Raw genomic sequence first — 17,654 nt, 5'->3', positions numbered from 1 at the left:
AATCCGGTTTCCGCGACTCTTTCGTGAGCACATCCCAAACCCCGGGCGTGCCGCACGGCCACGACCTGCGCCGCGACAGCCTTGCCAAGCTGGCGGTGGGAGCAATCGGCGTCGTCTACGGCGATATCGGCACCAGCCCGCTGTATTCGATGAAGGAAGTGTTCGTCGGCCACCACCCGCTGACGGTCGATCAGCTGCATATCTTCGGTGTCGTCAGCCTGATCTTCTGGTCACTCGTGCTGATCGTCACGTTCAAATATGTGATGGTGATCCTGCGCGCCGACAATGAAGGCGAAGGCGGCAGCCTCGCGCTGCTTGCGCTGATCCAGCGCCGCAGCGCGACGGGCAAGCGATGGGGCACGAGCCTCGTCATCCTCGGCGTGCTGGCGACCGCCCTGTTCTTCGGCGATTGCATGATTACCCCGGCGGTGTCGGTGCTGTCCGCCGTCGAAGGGCTTGCGACCGTGGAGCAGGGATTCGGCAGCTTCGTCATCCCGATCGCCGTCGCGATCCTGGTAGCGCTGTTCTATTTCCAGTCGGTCGGCACGGCCAAGGTCGGCAATCTGTTCGGGCCGATCATGGCGATCTATTTCGTCACGATCGCGGTGCTCGGCGTGATCCACATCCTGCACCAGCCGCAGATCCTGTTGTCGCTCGATCCACGCTGGGCGGTGCGGTTCGCGGCGAGCGATGGCCGGCTGGCGTTTCTGGCGCTTGGCTCGGTCGTGCTCGCGTTGACCGGGGCGGAGGCGCTGTACGCCGATATGGGGCATTTCGGCCGGCGCCCGATCGCCGTGGCGTGGCTGTGGTTCATCTTCCCCGCGCTGATGCTCAACTATCTCGGGCAGGGGGCGCTGTTGCTCGGCAATCCGGCCGCCGCCGAGAATCCGTTCTTCCTTATGGCCAGCGAGCAGTGGCGGCTGCCGCTCGTCATCCTGGCGACGGTGGCGACGGTGATCGCCAGCCAGGCAGTCATCACCGGATGCTATTCGGTCGTGCATCAGGCGATCCAGCTCGGCCTGATGCCGCGCCTGCGCATCAGCCATACCAGCGCATCGGAGGCGGGCCAGATCTACATCGCCTCGGTCAACTGGTCACTGATGGTGATGGTGCTGCTGCTGATTTTCGGTTTCCGCGAATCGTCCAACCTCGCGGCGGCCTATGGCATCGCGGTGACGGGGACGATGTTCATCTCGACCTGTATGGTCGGGGTGTTGATCTATCGCGTTTGGCGCTGGCCGCTGTGGACGGTGGCGCCGTTCGTCGGCGTGTTCGTGTTTATCGACGGCCTGTACTTCACCTCTAACCTGACCAAGATCTTCGACGGTGGCTGGTTCCCGTTGCTGGTCGCGGCCGTCTGTTTCGTGCTGCTTACGACCTGGGCCACGGGGCGCAAGCTGATGATCCACCGGATGCGCGAGGGCGCGATGCCGATCAAGGTGTTCATCGGCTCGGCCGCCAACTCTGCCACGCGCGTGCCCGGCACCGCGGTGTTCATGACCTCGACGCCGGAGGGCGTGCCGCATGCGTTGCTCCACAACCTCAAGCACAATCGCGTGCTGCACGAGCGGGTGATCCTGTTAACCGTGAAGGTCACCGACATGCCCTATTTCCCCGAGGATGATCGCTTCCTGCACGATGATCTCGGGCAGGGTTTCCACCGGGTCATCCTGCGCTATGGCTTCATGGAGGCGCCGGATGTGCCCGCCGCACTGAAGCGGTTCCATGGTTGTGGCGCGGATATCCGCATGATCGACACCAGCTTCTTCCTCTCGCGGCAGACCCTGCTGCCGTCCGAGCGACCGGGTATGATGATCTGGCGCGAGAAACTGTTCGCCTGGATGTTGCGCAACGCCGAAAGCGCGATGGAATTCTTCCACCTGCCGACGAACCGTGTGGTGGAACTGGGCACGCAGATCGAGATCTGACGCGGCGCGAGCGCGGGCAAGCCGATGTCGGGAAGCAACGATCGATAGGCGCAATCGGCAGGATAAACCGCCGATGGTGCGGCTGATCGACGGCGGATAGATCATCGTCCGCGGGGTCAGGCCGGACCGGGCTTCGGCCGCTCTGATCTTTCAGCCGCGCCTTTGAAACCGGTGCGCGTGTTCTGCCGCGATTGATATCCCGTCAGTCCGGGAATCACTCTTCCCGCCGGATCCCGATAAACCATCACGCCCTTGCGGATATGCGGGCGATAAAGCGTGCTGTCCCGGTTTCGGGATAACGCTCCCCGCAACGATCAAGGGCCCGCTCGCGCGTCTCCGGCGGTGAAAGCTTGCGCTTTCCGGGCAATCGAACGGACCGATTTCGGTGGCGGCCGTAGCGCCCGCCCGCCGTTCGGTGAAAATTGACATACAACTGAAATATGTGCATTAGCATACGATAATGCATTCAATATGCGCCGGGGGGATCATGGGAAGAACGAGGTTTATGGCGCGCGTGGCAGGCGCGACTCCAATTGCTGCCGTGCTGGCGCTGGTCGCTCCGGCGGCTGCGACGGGTCAGGTTCCGCTCGCGGCGGTCCCCATGTCGGACGTCGAGCAGCAAGCCCCGGCCCTTCCGCAAATCCTCCCGATCCGGGAGCGCGCCGCCCTCGAGAACCGCATCCTCGCCGACCGGCTCGACACGGTGGTGCCGCGTCTGATGCGCGATCAGAAAATCGCGATGTGGGTGCTGATGGCGCGCGAGTATTTCGAAGAGCCCGTGGTCGCGACCATGCTGAACGCGGAGAGCCTTCATGCACGGCGCCGCACGATCCTCATCTTTTTCGATCCCGGCGGCGGCAAGCCGATCGAGCGTCTGACGGTCAGCCGCTACGGATTGGGCGGCCTGTTCAAGCCAGCATGGAACCCCGATGCGCAGCCCGATCAATGGAAGGCCGTTGCGGACATCATCGCGGCGCGCAATCCCGGCTCGATCGCCATCAATACCTCCGCGCTCTCCGCCTTCGCCGACGGCATGACGCTGAGCCAATTTGGCGAGATGAAGGCGGCGTTGCCCGAACCCTATCGTTCGCGGATCGTTTCGGGCGAGAAGCTGGCGATCGGCTGGCTCGAAACGCGCACGCCGCAGGAAATGCAGATTTATCCGGGTATTCTGCGGATGGCGCATGCGGTCATCGGCGAAGCCTTTTCGCGAAAGGTCATCACGCCGGGCAAGACCACGACGGACGACGTGGTGTGGTGGTATCGCCAGCGGCTGAGCGATCTGGGGCTGAAGACGTGGTTCCAGCCCTCGGTCGCGGTGCTTCGCCAGGGGCAGAAGGAGATGCTGGAGGGCGATACCGTCATCCAGCCGGGCGACATGCTGTGGACCGATTTCGGCATCACCTATCTCCGCCTCAACACCGACACCCAGCATCTGGCCTATGTGCTGAAGCCGGGCGAGACGCGGGCGCCGGAGGGGTTGCGCGCCGGATTGCGGGCCGCCAACGGCGTGCAGGACGCGCTGCTCGCCTCCTTCCGCGAAGGCGCGACCGGCAACGAGGTGCTGGCCGCGGCGCGCGCGAAGGCGATCGCGGCGGGGCTGAAGCCGTCGATCTACTCACACCCGCTGGGCTATCACGGCCATGCGGCGGGCACCGCGATCGGGTTCTGGGACAATCAGAACGGCGACGAGCGGGGGCTCTATCCGATCCATGCCAATACGACGTGGTCGATCGAACTGGCCGCGTACGCTCCAGTCCCGGAATGGGGCGGGCAGGAGGTGCAGTTCCGGTCAGAGGAGAACGCTTATTTCGATGGGCGCAAGGTGCGCTTCCTCGACGGGCGACAGACCGAGATCACGCTCATCAAGGGCGACCAGTAACGGCTATTGCAGGGGGGTAAGGCCATGAACTGTGGGAAGTTCTTGTTATCGGCAGCGGCAGCGTCGCTTGCGCTGGGCGCCGTGCCGGCGATGGCGGAGACATTCAAGGTAACCGTGCCGGCGTCCGCCACGGACGCATCGTTTGATGGTCGGATCATGGTGATCCTGACCCCGGACGGCGAAACCGAGCCGCGCTTCCAGACCCGGCCGGACTATTTCGGCGCCCAGATGTTCGGCGTGACGGTGGACGGGCTCAAGCGCGGTGAAAGCGCCACCATCGGCGGCGACGTGCTCGGCTTTCCGGCCGAGGCGCTCGGCAAGGTTCCGGCCGGGCGCTATCATGCGCAGGCGGTGCTTCACCGCTACGACACCTATCGCCTGGCCAGCGGCAAGACGGTGAAGCTGCCCGCCCCGCGCGGCGCGGGCCAGAACTGGCGGCTCGAGCCGGGCAATCTGGTGAGCACCCCGCAGGTTATCGATTTCGACCCGGCGAAGCCCGGCGCGATCGAACTGACGCTGGACAAGGTAAATCCCGCGATCGCCGAGCCGAAGGACAGCGAGTTCATACGGCGCTTCAAGTTCCGCAGCGAGAAGCTGTCGAAGTTCTGGGGCCGCGACATCTATCTGCGTGGCCATGTGCTGGTGCCGAAGGACTTCGACAAGCATCCCGAGGCGCATTATCCGCTGATGATCTTCCACGGCCATTTCCCGGCCGATTTCGGCGGATTTCGCACCACGCCGCCCGATCCCGACCTGAAGTGCGAACCAAGCGAGCGCTTCAATCTGCCGTGCTACAACCGCACCGAGCAGGAAGAGGCCTATAACTTCTACAAACAGTGGGTTTCGGAAAAATTCCCCCGCTATCTGGTGGTCGAGATCGACCATTCCAATCCGTATTACGACGATTCCTATGCGGTAAATTCTGCCAATATCGGGCCGTATGGCGATGCCATCACGTACGAATTCATTCCCGCGCTGGAAAAGAAGTTCCGCGGCCTGGGCAAGAACTGGTCACGCTTCATGTACGGCGGGTCGACCGGCGGCTGGGAAGCGCTGGGCGTGCAGGTGAAATACCCGGATCAATACAATGGCGCATTCGCCGCCTGCCCGGATCCGATCGATTTCCGCCAGATGATGCTGACCAACATCTACAAGGACAAGAACGCATATTATCACGAGGGGCCGTTCACGAAGGTCGCCCGCGCCGGAAAGCGCGATTATCTCGACAACTCCCCCTACACGATGGAGATGGAGAACCGCTGGGAACTGGTGATGGGCGACAAGACCCGTTCCGGCGGACAGTGGGATATCTGGGAAGCGGTGTTCTCGCCGAATGGAGCGGACGGCTATCCTCAACGTATCTGGGACAAGCGCACCGGCGTGATCGATCCGAAGGTCGCGGATTACTGGCGCGAGAATTACGATCTTCGCCATATCCTTGAGCGTGACTGGAAGACGCTGGCGCCAAAGCTTCAGGGGAAGATCCATATCTATGTGGGGGATATGGATAATTTCTATCTGAACAACGCAGTCTATCTGATGGAGGATTTCCTGAAGAAGGCCGATCCGCCGTATCAGGGCGAGGTGGATTACGGGGATCGCGCGGAACATTGCTGGAGCGGCGACCACGCCAATCCGAATGCCATTTCGCGACTGCGGTACAACACATTCTATCTGCCGAAGATACTTAAGCGGATCGAGGCGTCTGCCCCGCCGGGGGCGGACCTCACAAGCTGGCGATATTGATCGGCGAAAGCACGGCAACCGCCAGCATTTTTTGAGCACGAGCAAGCAGACGGGTCGCCAGCCGGCGGCCCGAACCGGGAGACGCGTCGCGCGCGGCGCATGAGGGGAAGGGTTACCAATGACCACGACATTTCAACGAATGGCGCTTTTGACGGGCACGGCCGTCATCGGGATCGTGACCGCGCAGATCGCGCAGGCGCAGGAGGCATCCGCGCCCGTATCGCCTGCCAGCGCACCGCTTTCGGACACGGCTGATTCCGGCTCGGCCACTGGCGGTGATGTGGTCGTCACCGGCTCGCGTATCCGCTCCGCGAACCTGGAGAGCGTAAGCCCGGTCGTGCAGATCGGCGCGGCGGAATTCACCAGCCGCGGCGTGAGCCGCGCCGAGGATCTGGTGAACCAGTTGCCGCAGGTGTTCGCCGCGCAGGGCTCGGCCAACTCGAACGAGGCGACCGGCACCGCCCAGGTCGATCTTCGCGGCCTAAGCCCGTCGCGCACGCTGGTGCTCGTGAACGGCCGGCGGCTGCCCTACGGTTCGCCCAAGTCGACGCCATCGGACATCAACCAGGTGCCCGCGGCGCTGGTCCGCAATGTCGAGGTGCTCACCGGGGGCGCCTCCGCCGTTTATGGTTCCGACGCGATCGCGGGCGTCGTCAACTTCAACCTCATCGACGATTTCCAGGGCGTGAAGATCACCGCCAATGTCGGCGGCTATCAGCATGGCAACGGTGACAAGGGCCTGCGCAGCCTGCTCGATGCGAACAACGCGCTCGTGCCGGGCGCCTATCCCAAGCCGGACAAGAACGTCTGGAACGGCTTCACGCAGGATTATTCCGTCGTCATCGGCAGCAACATGGCGGACGGTCGCGGAAACGTGACCGCCTATGGCACCTATCGCAAGATCAATCCCATCCTGCAGGCCGACTATGATTACAGCGCCTGCGCGCTGGGCGCGACCGGGCAGAACGGCAGCCAGTATTCGTGCAGCGGCTCCGGCTACAACTTCCCGTCGAACTTCGCCAACACCGGCGGGCTGGTGAACGTGCCGACCCAGTTCCGGGCGGACAACAAGACGTTCGTGGCCGGGCGCCGCACATACAATTTCGCGCCGGCCAATTATTATCAGCGGCCGGACGAGCGCTACACGCTGGGCGCCATGGGGCATTATGAGATCAGCGAACACGTCGTTCCGTATTTCGAAGTCAGCTTCATGGATGACAAATCCACCGCGCAGATCGCGCCGGGCGTCATCGCCGGCGGCATCTTCGGCAGCGCTGGCGGCCTGAATTGCGACAACGCCTTCCTCAGCGCGCAGCAGTCGCAGTTCCTGTGCGGCGCCGCGGGGCTGTCGACGGCGAGCAACTATGACGCCAACGGCAATTATGTCGGCGCGGCCGCCATCGCCAACGGGCTCATCATCAATCGCCGCAATGTCGAGGGTGGCAATCGTCGCGACAGCATCCACCACAGCACCTTCCGCCTTGTCGGCGGCGTGCGCGGCAAGATCGACGAAGCGTTCAGCTACGACGTGTTCGGATCCTATTCGAAGGTAAGCTACAACAGCCGCTTCGTCGGCAATGTCAGCACCGCGCGACTGGGCAATGCGCTGAACGCGGTGATCGACCGCCGGACCGGATCGGCCCCCAACGGCCAGATCGTCTGCGCCATCAACGCCGACGCAAGCTCGCTCAACGACGATTCGCGCTGCGCCCCGCTGGATCTCATCAGCGGCAACCCGGCCAGCGCCGCATCCGTTGCCTATATCGCGCAGGATCAGCAGATCACCGGCGAAACCGCGCTGACCAACATCGTCGCGTCGGTGAACGGCGATCTGGGCAAATACGGCGTCGTGCTTCCCTGGGCGACGCATGGCGTGGGGATCGCGTTCGGCCTGGAATATCGCAAGAACACGCTGAGCCTCAATCCCGACGAGGCATATCAGACCTCGCCGGAACCGGAATATCCGGTGAGCGGCTCGACGGTGGCGAAGGAATTGTTCGCCGAGCTTAACGTGCCGCTGGTTGAGAGCCGACCGTTCTTTGAACTGCTCTCGTTCGAAGGCGCATATCGCTATTCGGACTATAGCACCGGTTTCAAGACGAACACCTATAAGCTGGGGCTGAACTGGTCGCCAGTTCACGCGCTGCGGCTGCGTGGCAGCTATCAGCGCGCCGTCCGCGCGCCGAACGTCGTGGAGTTGTTCGCTTCGCAGTCGATCTTCGAGGTGGAACTGACGGAGCTGGCGAACGGCAGCTACGATCCGTGCTCGGGCGCGACGCCGCTGGCGACGGCGGCGCAATGCGCCAACACCGGTGTGACGGCGGCGCAATATGGCAACATCATCGACAACCCCGCAGGGCAGTTCAACTCGCTGATCGGTGGCAATCGGAACCTGAAGCCGGAAAAGGCCGATACCTGGTCGCTTGGCGCGGTGTTCCAGCCGGATTTCATTCCGAGGTTCACCATGTCGGTCGATTACTTCAACATCACCGTCAACGACCTGATCGGCAGCGTGAATCCGAACCTTGCGCTCAAGAACTGCCTGTACAACGCCGATCCGCGTTCGTGCGCCGCGATCCGCCGCGGGCCCGGCGGCACACTGTTCCTGACGTCGCAGGGGTATTTCGAGCGCTTCAACGTCAACACCGGATCGCTCAAGACCAGCGGCATCGATTTCTCCGTCGACTATCGCCTGCCGCTGAATTCGATGGGTACGTTCAACTTCAACCTTGTCGGCACCTATCTGCGCAGCTTCCGCACCCAGCCGCTGCCCAGTTCGCCCGCGGCGGACATCTATGAGTGCGTCGGCCTGTACGGCGGGCTGTGCGGCCGCCCGCGTCCGGAATGGCGGCACAAGCTGCTGACCACGTGGTCGAGCCCGTTCGGCGTCGATGTCGGCCTTACCTGGCGCTACGTTTCTTCGGTGAAGATTTCGCAGACCAGCAATCAGGAAGCGCTCAACGGCAGTTTCGCCGACGTGAACCGCTCGCTGAACAGCCGGAGCTATTTCGACCTGTCGTTTGGTTACGACCTGCTCGAGAACGCGCGCCTCACGCTGGGTGTGAACAACATTCTCGACAAGTCGCCGCCGCTGACGACCACCTCGGCGATCGAGGATGGCGGCAACGGCAATACCTACCCGCAGTTCTACGACGCGACGGGGCGGTATCTGTTCGCCAGCGTATCGGTAAAGTTCTGACGGACGGCCCGGCCGCTCTCCCTTCAGGGGGGCGGCCGGTGCACATCAAAAGGATAGGATTGCCCTTGCCCAAGCCCTGGTCCCTCCTCTTGCTTGCGGCGAGTGCCGCGATCCCCGTTTCCACTCTGGCCGCCGCGCCGCCCCAGCGCTGGGAGGCGACCGACAAGGATCGCGCCGACGCGCGCGCGCTGCTGGAGGAGATCGTCGCGATTCCGACGGCGAAGGGGCGCGGGAACGTCCCCCGGCTGATTGACGTGCTGGCGGCGCGGCTGAAGGGGGCAGGCTTCAGCGATGCCGATATCATCCGCGTTCCCGTAACGATCGACGGCGAGGTGACCTCGGGGTTCGTGGTGCGATACGCAGGGCGTAACACGGCGCTTCGGCCGGTCGCGTTGCTTGCGCACATGGACGTGGTGGATGCGGTGGCGGAAAACTGGTCCACCGATCCCTACAAGCCGGTGGAGAAGGACGGCTATCTTTACGGCCGCGGCACGCAGGACGACAAGTTCGGCGTCGCGCTCCTGGTTTCCACCTTCGCCCGGCTGAAGCGCGCGGGCTGGGTGCCGGAACGCGATCTGCTGCTCGCTTTTTCCGGCGATGAGGAAACGGGCATGCTCTCGACCCGCGCGGTGATCGCCAATCCGCTGGTGCGGAAGGCGGAATTCGCGCTCAACGCCGATGCCGGCGGCGGCTCCGTGACGAGCGCAGGCGTGCCGCTCGATTTCGGCATGCAGGCGGCCGAGAAGACCAACGCGACGTTCGAGGTGACGGCGCTCAACAAGGGCGGCCACAGCTCGGCACCTCGCGACGACAATGCGATCTACGATCTCGCAGCGGCGCTGACGCGGATCAAGGCGCTGCGCTTCCCGGTCATCTTCAATCCGATCACCCGCGCGATGACCGAAAAACTGGCGGCGGAGAAGGGCGGAGAAACCGGCACCGCGCTGCGCGCGCTGCTTGCGGATCCCAAGGATGCCAACGCGCTGGCGGTCGTGCGCCGGGATCCGTCCGCCGGCAACTTCCTGTGGACGACATGCGTGGCGACGATGCTGCGCGCGGGGAATGCGCCGAACGCACTTGCGCAGAATGCTGTCGCGACCGTCAATTGCCGCATCCTGCCCGGCACGCGCGTGGCCGATGTGCAGGCAGAGATCGCCAAGGCGGCCGGCAATCCGGCGATCGCGGTAAAGCTGACCGGCGAGGCCGTCGAAAGCCCCGCGTCGCCGATCCGCAGCGACGTGATGGCGATGCTGCAACGCGCGCTCGATGCAAGCTGGCCGGGCGCGCGCCTGACGCCCAACATGTCGTCCGGCGGAACCGAGGGGCGCGAATATCGCCGCGCCGGAATTCCGACCTATGGCGCAGGAAGTCTCGGTCTGGTGATGCCGCAAGATGCGCGGGCGCACGGCACCGACGAACGTATCCCGCTGGCCTCCTATTACAAGGAACTGGGATATTGGGACACGCTCGTGCGGGAAGTGGGCGGCAAGGCGCGGTAGCACTGGCTGTGCGGGCGCTCGCTGAAATACGTGGCTGTAAGGTGGTTTGAGATGTCGTTGTTCCTTGCCTCCGGGCGTTCGCTGGCCGCATTCTTGCTGGTGGCGCCATTCGCGGCTTTGCCGCCAGCCGCAGCGGCGCAGGCTCGGTCCCATGACGCCCCGAAGCTTGCCGGCACGAGCCTGTCGATCGACGGGCTGTATCGCTACAAGAGCCTGGTCGGCATCCCGCCGGAAGGATATAGCTGGGCGCGCGACGGCAGAACCGTCCTGTTCCTGTGGAACGAGGATGGTTATTCGTTCCGCGACATCTGGGCCTATTCGCCCGTCACCGGCAAAAAGTCCCGGCTCACGTTTCTCGGCCGCGATGCGCGCCCGGAAGCGGAGCGGAAGGGCATCGCGCAGGCGGTTTTCCTCGATCGCGGCAGGGTGGCGTTCACGCTCGACGGCCAGCTCCGCATCCGCGAAGCCGACGGTCGCGTTATCGAGGTCGAGAACGACAAGCACGGCGTGCGCAACCTGTCCGTCTCGGCGGACGGCAGCAAACTGGCATTCGTCTCGGGGAACCCCGCCGATCCGCGCGAAAGCGACGCGCAAGGTGGAATATTGTGGGTGCGAGACACAGCAGCCGGCGGGGGAGACGCCGCCCGGCGCCTTGCCGGCACTGACGATCCGAGAGTGTATGTCGCAGATTTTCAATGGTCCGCCGACAGCAAAACGATCGCTTTCCAGCAGGCGGATGATCGCGCGATGCCGGCGCGCGACATCTTTTATTATGCCAGGGGCGGTCTTCAGAACAACCGCGTGATCCGCGCCTTCCCCGGCGACGAAACGGCGAAGGCGACAATCGGTGTAGTCGACGTCGCCTCTGGGGCGGTGCGCCTCTTCGAGCGACCGGATGCGAAGGATCCGATCTGGGGATACGGCCTGTCATCGGACGGGAGGCGGCTCTTCATCAGCGGTGCGGACATGGAGGCCAAGGAACATACCGTCTATGTCTTCGATGTCGCGAGCGGCGTGCGCGAGACATTCTATACATTGCGCGAGCCCCGGCATCTTCGTCCCGACTGGAAGGTGGCGTGGGCGCCCGGCGACGATGGCCTCATCATCCTCACCGATCGTGACGGGTGGCTGCAGCTTTACCATCAGCGCAGGGCCGCCGAAGCACCGCGCCAGATCACGCGCGGAAACTGGGAGATCGCCTCGTTCGAGGTGGATGCCAAGAACCGTCAACTCTATTTCGTGGCCAATGAGTCGGCGCTTTCGGATCGGCAGCTCTATCGCGTTTCCGTGGCGGGCGGCCCGATCGAGCGGATCAGCGGAGCGGCGGCGGGCACCCACGAGCCGGTATATTCACCCGATTTCCGCCGGATCGCCGACTGGTACAGCAACGACACGACGCCGCCGGAACTGCACCTGATCGACACAGCGAAACCGGGCAGGGCGGTGCAGGTCACCCGATCACCCCAGCCGGATTTCTACACGCAGACCTGGGCGGACGTCCGCTACGTGCAGTTTCCCAGTCATGTCGACGGGGTGAATCTGGTCGCGCGCGTCAGCCTGCCGGCGAACTACGATCCGGCGAGGCGCTATCCGGTGATCGTCGGCTCCGTTTATTCGGATTCCGTGCATAATCAGTGGGGTGGCCGCCGCGCGCACCCGACCTGGGGCATCGACCAATATTTCGTGGCGCAGGGCTATATCGTTCTCAACGTCAATGTCCGCGGATCATGGGGCCAGGGCCGCGACCACAACCAGACGCAGTATGAAAGCTATGGCGAAACCGACATCAACGATCTGGAGAGCGGGGTCCGCTATCTGATCGAGAAGGGCTATGCCGACCCGAAGCGCATCGGAATCTGGGGATCGAGCTACGGCGGGCTGATGACGATCATGTCCCTGTCGAAAAAGCCGGGGCTCTATGCGGCGGGCATCGCGGGGGCGCCAGCCACCAATGTGTGGCACGCCTATCCCGAGCAGATGTGGATCATGGGGCCGACCGAAGGCGCCGACATGCCCAAACGATACGAAGCGCAATCGGCGCTTTATCAGGCGCAGGGCATCCGTGACCCGCTGATGATTATCCACGGCACGCGGGACCCGGTCGTGCTCTATTCTGATACGATGGCGCTGGCGGAGGGGATGATCCGGCGCGAGCAGATGTTCGAGCTGGTTACCCTGCCCGGCGCCAACCATGCGTGGGCGAGCGACAATCTTCCGCAGGCGCGCTTCGCGTTCAAGAAGATGGTCGATTTCTTCGATCGCAATGTGAAGAACCGGAAGTAACATGCTGCGTAGCGCTATCGCCGGCATCATCGCCTGCGCCACGATGCTGGCGGCGCAGGCGGCCGCCGCACAACCGGCAATACAGAATCTCGGTGCGGAGTTCTGGGCCTGGCGAGCCGTCACCCAGCCGGCGAGCAGCGATGACATTCCGCGTATCGTGCGACCGGCGAAATGGGTGCCGGACTGGTCGCCGGCCTCGATCGCAGCCCAGCGGGCGACCCTTGCCGCGTTCGAGGCGCGGTGGCAGGCGCTGGCCGGCTCGCCCCGCACGGTGAGCGAAAGGGTAGATTATCGCTTGGTCGGTTCCGCGCTGGCGAGGGTGAGGTGGGAAATAGACCATGTCGCCGCGTGGCGTCGGCAACCGCATTTTTACACCGCCCAGGCGCTCAATCCCGTGTTCGAGGTGCTGTTGCCGCCACCGCCGTTGTCGCGCGAGCGGATCGAGGAGGTGATCCGCCTGCTTGAAAATGCGCCAGCCGTTCTGGTGGCCGGCCGCGCCAATCTCACCGACATGCGCGGACCGTTCGTCGATATCGCGCTGGCGCAGATCGCCGAGATTCCGCCGAGCCTGCGCGCCATGGCTACCGGGCTTGGCCCTTATGCCGATGCCGGACAGCGCCGGCGGCTGAAGAGCGCGGTGGAACGGAGTGTCGGCGCCTTCGCCGGTTATCGTTCCTTTCTGGAGGCGCACCGCGCGGGGCTGCCGACGACGACGGCGGTAGGGCGCGAGAGCTACCGGTATTTCCTCGGCAGCGTCGCGCTCTATCCCTACTCACCTGAAGAGCTTCTGGTGATGGGGCGACAGGAGTGGGCCCGCTCTGTCCTGTTCGAAACAATCGAACGGAACCGGAATACGGGCCAGCCAGAACTGCCCATCGGCTCGACGATCGGCGAAGTCACGGCGAGACTGGATGCGGAGGAGCTGAAGGTTCGGCGCTTCCTGACGGAGCACAATTTGCTGAGCGTGCCGGAATGGGCCGGTCATTATAACGCGCGTGCCTTCCCCGCCTATCTTGCGCCGATCGGCTGGCTTGGGCGGACATTCGATTTCACCAGCATCGCGCGGGTGGGGCAAAACGCCACCGTCTATCTGCCCGATCCGTCGCCGACGCTGGGCTATTTCAACCTGTCGCTGATGCGCGATCCGCGCCCTGTGATCGTCCACGAGGGCGTGCCGGGTCATTTCTTTCAGCTTACTTTGGGCTGGAAGCACCCCGATCCGCTGCGTCGCCATTATTATGACAGCGGCGCGAACGAAGGCACCGGCTTTTACGCCGAAGAGATGATGCTTCAGGCGGGGTTCTGGGCAGATGCGCCGCGAACGCGCGAGATCATCTATAATTTCGCGCGATTGCGCGCGCTGCGGGTCGAGGTCGATGTGAAGCTGGCCATGGGCGAATTCACCATAGCCCAGGCGGCCGACTATCTGGAGCGGATGGTGCCCATGGACCGGGCGACCGCGCGGGAGGAGGCCACGTTCTTCGCCGCCGCGCCGGGCCAGGCGATCAGCTATCAGATCGGCAAGATGCAAACGACGGAATTTCTCGCCGAGGCGCGCGTGCGCGAAGGAAAGTCATTCGATATCAAGCGCTTTCACGATTATCTCTGGCAGAACGGCAATGTGCCGATCGCGCTGCAGAAAGAAGAATATCTGTCGATGACGGCGGGCAAATAGGGGAGTGCTTTCGATGGACATGATCCGCTTTACGGAGCCCGCCTCGGGATTGTCCGCACGCTGCCGGTTACTGGTGGATGCGGCACCGCAATCCTGCGCGTTCCTGCGCGATCTCGCGTCCCGACGGGCCGCGTTCGAGGCGATGCATGCGATCTGGACCGGCCCGGAAATTTCGGTGCCGATGCCGTCGTCCGCGCTGCCCGAAGGCATCGCCACGCCAGCAATAGCCCCGGAGAATGCCACATCCTATCCCCGCGAGGGGGATGTGGTGCTCGCGTATCTGGCTGCCGGGAGCACGCATGGATTACCGCCCGGCCCATTTTATGACATCGGCATCTTTTACGGGGCGGGCGGCCGTCTGCTGATGCCGTTCGGCTGGATTCAGGCAAATGTGTGTGCCCGGATTATCGACGAGGATCTTCCCAAGGCAGTCGCTGATTGCCGCGCCATTCGCCGTGCCGGCGCCTGCACCATAACGGTCGAGCCGGTCTGAGGAGGCGTGGGCATGACTTACGCTGATCTGATGGCGATCCTGAGCCATTCCGTGCTTCCGGCATCGCTCGTCGCGATCATGACAGCGATGGGGCTTTCGCTCACCGCGGCCGACTTTCGCCAGGTGTTTCGCAACAAGCGTGCGCTGATCTTCGGCGTCTGCTCGATGCTGATCGTCCCGCCGCTGATCGGCCTGACGCTGGCGCTTACGGTCGCGCCGACGCCGGCGCTGGCGGTGGGTTTCGTGCTTCTGGCCACGACGCCCGGGGGGATGCTGTCCAATCTGTTCACTGACATGGCGAAGGGCGATCTGGCGCTGTCGATGTCGATGACGTTGATCCTGAGCATGACATATATCCTGCTGGTGCCGTTCTACGCCCATTTCGCGCTGCTGCATTTCATGGGCCTGGAAGCCGATGTGAATGTGCCGCTGGGCTCTTTCTTCTGGGACATATTTTCGATCACGGTGCTGCCGGCGGCGGCGGGTTTCGCTCTGCGGGCGCTGCGACCCAATATCGCGGGAACAGTGAGGAAGTACCTGAAGAAGGCCGCGACGATCGTATTGTTCACCGCGTTCGGCTTCATCCTGTTCGATCAAATGCCGGTGCTGCGCGAGAATCTTGGCGCGCTTTTCTGGATCACGGTGATCCTCAACCTCATCATGATCTGTGTCGTGATGCTGATCGTGCGCTTTGCCGGTTTCGCGCGCCGCGAGAACATCGCGATCGGGATCGAGCATCTGATGCGTCAGGAGGGTACCGCAATCTTCATCGCGGTGAGCATTGTCGGCAATAACGAGATGTCACTGCCGATGATCATGAACACACCGGTAGCGCTCTGCTTCGTCCTGCTGTTCGTCACGATCGCGCGGCGGGGCGAGCGCGGACGTGTCGCGCCTGCGGCAGTCGCCTGAAATTAGCCAATTATTGCCCACTTCGGGCGAACGAGAAAGTTCCAGAGTATATGAGAATCACCGAAGCCGCGCCGTTCGCGGCAGCCAGCGATCATACGCTTAAGATGGAGCGGTGATGCGGCGTCAGGCTAATTCCTGCCCGTCCACCCGTGCCGTGTGGGCGACTACTTCGGCGCCCGGGCCGGATCTTGGCGTATTGACGGCCAGCGTCGAGGCCGATGTGCTCGTCGTTGGTGGCGGGATCGCGGGCATGACGACCGCGCTCCATCTCGCAGAGGCGGGCGTGGACGCGGTGTTGCTGGAGGCCGGCGAGCCGGGCGATCGCTCTACCGGGTGGAGCGGCGGCATCGTCGCGCCCGATTACATCCGCCATACACCGGAAACCATCCGCCAGACGCTCGGGGCGGCGAGCGGCGAGCGGATGACGCGGATGATCGGCGGATCGGCGCGGGCGGTTTTTGATCTGATCGCCCGCCACGGGATCGATTGCGACGCGCGGCAGGACGGCTTCTACACCCCTGCGCACACCGACGCGCTGGTCGAGCAACAGCGCGGCTATGCCGCCCAATGGTGGTCGCGCGGTTATGACGTCACGTTTGTCGAGGGCGGGGAGACGCGGCGGCTGTTCGGAGTGGAGCGGTATCGCGGCGCGCTGCGGTTCGCGGAGGGCGGGGGCGTCAACCCGCTCGGCTATGTTCGTGGCATAGCGCGGGCCGCGCTGCGGCAGGGCGCGCGGCTATACGCCGAAAGCCCGGTAGCAGCGCTGGAACACGATGGCGCGCGCTGGTTGGCGCGCACGCCGGAAGGGGCTGTCGCAGCGCGACGTGTCGTGCTCGCGGCCAATGCCGGCAACGCCGCCCTTCACCCGGCGCTGCATCGCACCGTGCTGCCGCTGCATGTCGTTCAGTTCGCAAGCGCGCCACAAGAGGCCGCGCAGCGCGCCCTTCTGATGCCGGAAGGTGGCGCGCTGACGGACAAGGTTCCCTATCTCTTCACGGCGCGCCTCGATGGGTACGGACGCATGATTTCGGCCTTCCCGAAATCGTTTCTCCTATCCGGGCCGAAGGCGCATGTGCGGGAGGCAAGGCGTCGCCTGATCCGGCACTTCCCCGCCATGTCCGATCCGCAGATCGACTTCATGTGGGAGGGCGTGGCCTGTGTGAACACGTCGTTTCTGCCCGAACTCTATGATCTGGGGAATGGAGCGATCGCGATACAGGCTGATAACGGCCGCGGTATCGGCGTGAATACCCAGCTTGGCATCGAAGTCGCTGCGGCAATCGCGTCGAACAGCAACGAAATTTTATCCGTAACGCCGCGTCAGCCGCATCCGATCCGTTTTCACGCCGCGGCCACGCTGTTGCCCAAACTATTGATGACGATGGCCTATCTGTCGGACTGACATCTTCGACGCCATAAGCCGCGATCCACGCAGCGCCGGTGATCTTAAATCTTTCGGCAGCAATGCCTGGAGGGCGCCGTTCTCGGCCGGCCGGCCCGTTACTCTATCGGAAGCTTGCTGAGGTTCGCGCCGATCTTCTGCAGGGTCGCGAGCAATCGGGCGATGTCGCTATCGCTCACGCCGTCCATTGCCCGGTTGAACTGCCGCCCGACGATCGGCGTGAGCGTACGCAACGTTTCGTGGCCCGCCGGTGTCAGTGTTACCTCGGTGACCCGCTGATCGTCGGCATTGGGCGCGGTGCAAGCCAATCCCTGCTCGACCATGCGATCGATGATCCGGCTGATCGTCGATCGCTTGGTCAGCGCCGCCTCCGCAATCGCGCCGATGCTGGCCGGCTCGCGTTCGCGCAATACCGTCATCACGCGATAGATCGGTTTGGAAACACCATGCTTGTGCAGCACGATGTCCATATCCTCGTGATATTTGAAGTCTGCGTGGGCCATCAAATAGAATGGCGAATTTTCAAGACGGAAATCCGGGCTGCTCGGATCGTAGACACTGCGGTTACTCATCGAATCCTTCGCCCTTCCCGCCAGCTTTCCGGGTGCTCTGGTCGCCATGTTTCCCTCAACTAT

The 17,654-nt window shown here is 63.6% G+C and carries 11 protein-coding genes; 10 read left to right on the top strand and 1 reads right to left on the bottom strand.

The genetic code is table 11. The features are described 5' to 3' along the window. Positions 1-47: 47 nt before the first annotated feature. The 10 genes from FFS35_RS03280 (at position 48) to FFS35_RS03235 (ending at position 17,019) form a co-directional block, all read left to right on the top strand. The gene (locus FFS35_RS03280; RefSeq protein ID WP_137785936.1) at positions 48-1,928 is read left to right on the top strand and encodes a potassium transporter Kup; all 1,881 of its coding nucleotides are present in this window, start codon (positions 48-50) and stop codon (positions 1,926-1,928) included. Between the two features lie 505 nt (positions 1,929-2,433). Further along, positions 2,434-3,810, top strand: coding sequence for a M24 family metallopeptidase (locus FFS35_RS03275; RefSeq protein ID WP_249341425.1), 1,377 nt, complete (start codon positions 2,434-2,436; stop codon positions 3,808-3,810). A gap of 24 nt (positions 3,811-3,834) precedes the next feature. Continuing rightward, positions 3,835-5,556, top strand: a complete 1,722-nt coding sequence (locus tag FFS35_RS03270) for a hypothetical protein (protein WP_137785697.1) — start codon at positions 3,835-3,837, stop codon at positions 5,554-5,556. A 118-nt stretch (positions 5,557-5,674) separates the two neighbouring features. Continuing rightward, positions 5,675-8,755 carry a TonB-dependent receptor gene (locus tag FFS35_RS03265; RefSeq protein WP_137785696.1) on the top strand — a complete coding sequence of 1,027 codons (3,081 nt, stop codon included), beginning with the start codon at positions 5,675-5,677 and terminating at the stop codon, positions 8,753-8,755. Positions 8,756-8,820: 65 nt separating this feature from the next. Further along, positions 8,821-10,254, top strand: coding sequence for a M20/M25/M40 family metallo-hydrolase (locus FFS35_RS03260; RefSeq protein WP_171007485.1), 1,434 nt, complete (start codon positions 8,821-8,823; stop codon positions 10,252-10,254). Between the two features lie 51 nt (positions 10,255-10,305). Further along, the gene (locus FFS35_RS03255; protein ID WP_137785694.1) at positions 10,306-12,537 is read left to right on the top strand and encodes a prolyl oligopeptidase family serine peptidase; all 2,232 of its coding nucleotides are present in this window, start codon (positions 10,306-10,308) and stop codon (positions 12,535-12,537) included. Position 12,538: 1 nt separating this feature from the next. Beyond that, positions 12,539-14,212, top strand: coding sequence for a DUF885 family protein (locus FFS35_RS03250; protein ID WP_137785693.1), 1,674 nt, complete (start codon positions 12,539-12,541; stop codon positions 14,210-14,212). Between the two features lie 13 nt (positions 14,213-14,225). After that, positions 14,226-14,705, top strand: a complete 480-nt coding sequence (locus FFS35_RS03245; protein ID WP_137785692.1) for a DUF3830 family protein — start codon at positions 14,226-14,228, stop codon at positions 14,703-14,705. A gap of 12 nt (positions 14,706-14,717) precedes the next feature. Beyond that, positions 14,718-15,617 (top strand): bile acid:sodium symporter, encoded by a 900-nt coding sequence (locus FFS35_RS03240; protein WP_137785691.1) that lies wholly within the window; start codon positions 14,718-14,720, stop codon positions 15,615-15,617. A gap of 115 nt (positions 15,618-15,732) precedes the next feature. After that, positions 15,733-17,019: an FAD-binding oxidoreductase gene (locus FFS35_RS03235; protein ID WP_137785690.1), complete on the top strand. Its 1,287-nt coding sequence runs from the start codon at positions 15,733-15,735 to the stop codon at positions 17,017-17,019. A gap of 98 nt (positions 17,020-17,117) precedes the next feature. Here FFS35_RS03235 and FFS35_RS03230 read toward each other — a convergent pair whose 3' ends face one another. Beyond that, positions 17,118-17,591, bottom strand: a complete 474-nt coding sequence (locus tag FFS35_RS03230) for a MarR family winged helix-turn-helix transcriptional regulator (RefSeq protein ID WP_171007484.1) — start codon at positions 17,589-17,591, stop codon at positions 17,118-17,120. Between the last annotated feature and the right edge of the window lie 63 nt (positions 17,592-17,654).

Source organism: Sphingomonas sp. 3P27F8 (assembly GCF_005502745.1).
In the GTDB taxonomy this organism is placed as follows: domain Bacteria; phylum Pseudomonadota; class Alphaproteobacteria; order Sphingomonadales; family Sphingomonadaceae; genus Sphingomonas.
The sequence above is the reverse complement of the archived record's forward strand: the minus strand, read 5'-3'. Positions and strand labels throughout refer to the sequence as shown.

Excerpts from the sequence above, each read along its gene's own strand:
- FFS35_RS03230 (WP_171007484.1), bottom strand. The coding sequence starts at position 17,591 with ATGAGTAACCGCAGTGTCTACGATCCGAGCAGCCCGGATTTCCGTCTT.
- FFS35_RS03250 (WP_137785693.1), top strand. The coding sequence starts at position 12,539 with ATGCTGCGTAGCGCTATCGCCGGCATCATCGCCTGCGCCACGATGCTG.
- FFS35_RS03235 (WP_137785690.1), top strand. The coding sequence starts at position 15,733 with ATGCGGCGTCAGGCTAATTCCTGCCCGTCCACCCGTGCCGTGTGGGCG.
- FFS35_RS03270 (WP_137785697.1), top strand. The coding sequence starts at position 3,835 with ATGAACTGTGGGAAGTTCTTGTTATCGGCAGCGGCAGCGTCGCTTGCG.
- FFS35_RS03275 (WP_249341425.1), top strand. The coding sequence starts at position 2,434 with ATGGCGCGCGTGGCAGGCGCGACTCCAATTGCTGCCGTGCTGGCGCTG.
- FFS35_RS03255 (WP_137785694.1), top strand. The coding sequence starts at position 10,306 with ATGTCGTTGTTCCTTGCCTCCGGGCGTTCGCTGGCCGCATTCTTGCTG.
- FFS35_RS03240 (WP_137785691.1), top strand. The coding sequence starts at position 14,718 with ATGACTTACGCTGATCTGATGGCGATCCTGAGCCATTCCGTGCTTCCG.
- FFS35_RS03265 (WP_137785696.1), top strand. The coding sequence starts at position 5,675 with ATGACCACGACATTTCAACGAATGGCGCTTTTGACGGGCACGGCCGTC.
- FFS35_RS03245 (WP_137785692.1), top strand. The coding sequence starts at position 14,226 with ATGGACATGATCCGCTTTACGGAGCCCGCCTCGGGATTGTCCGCACGC.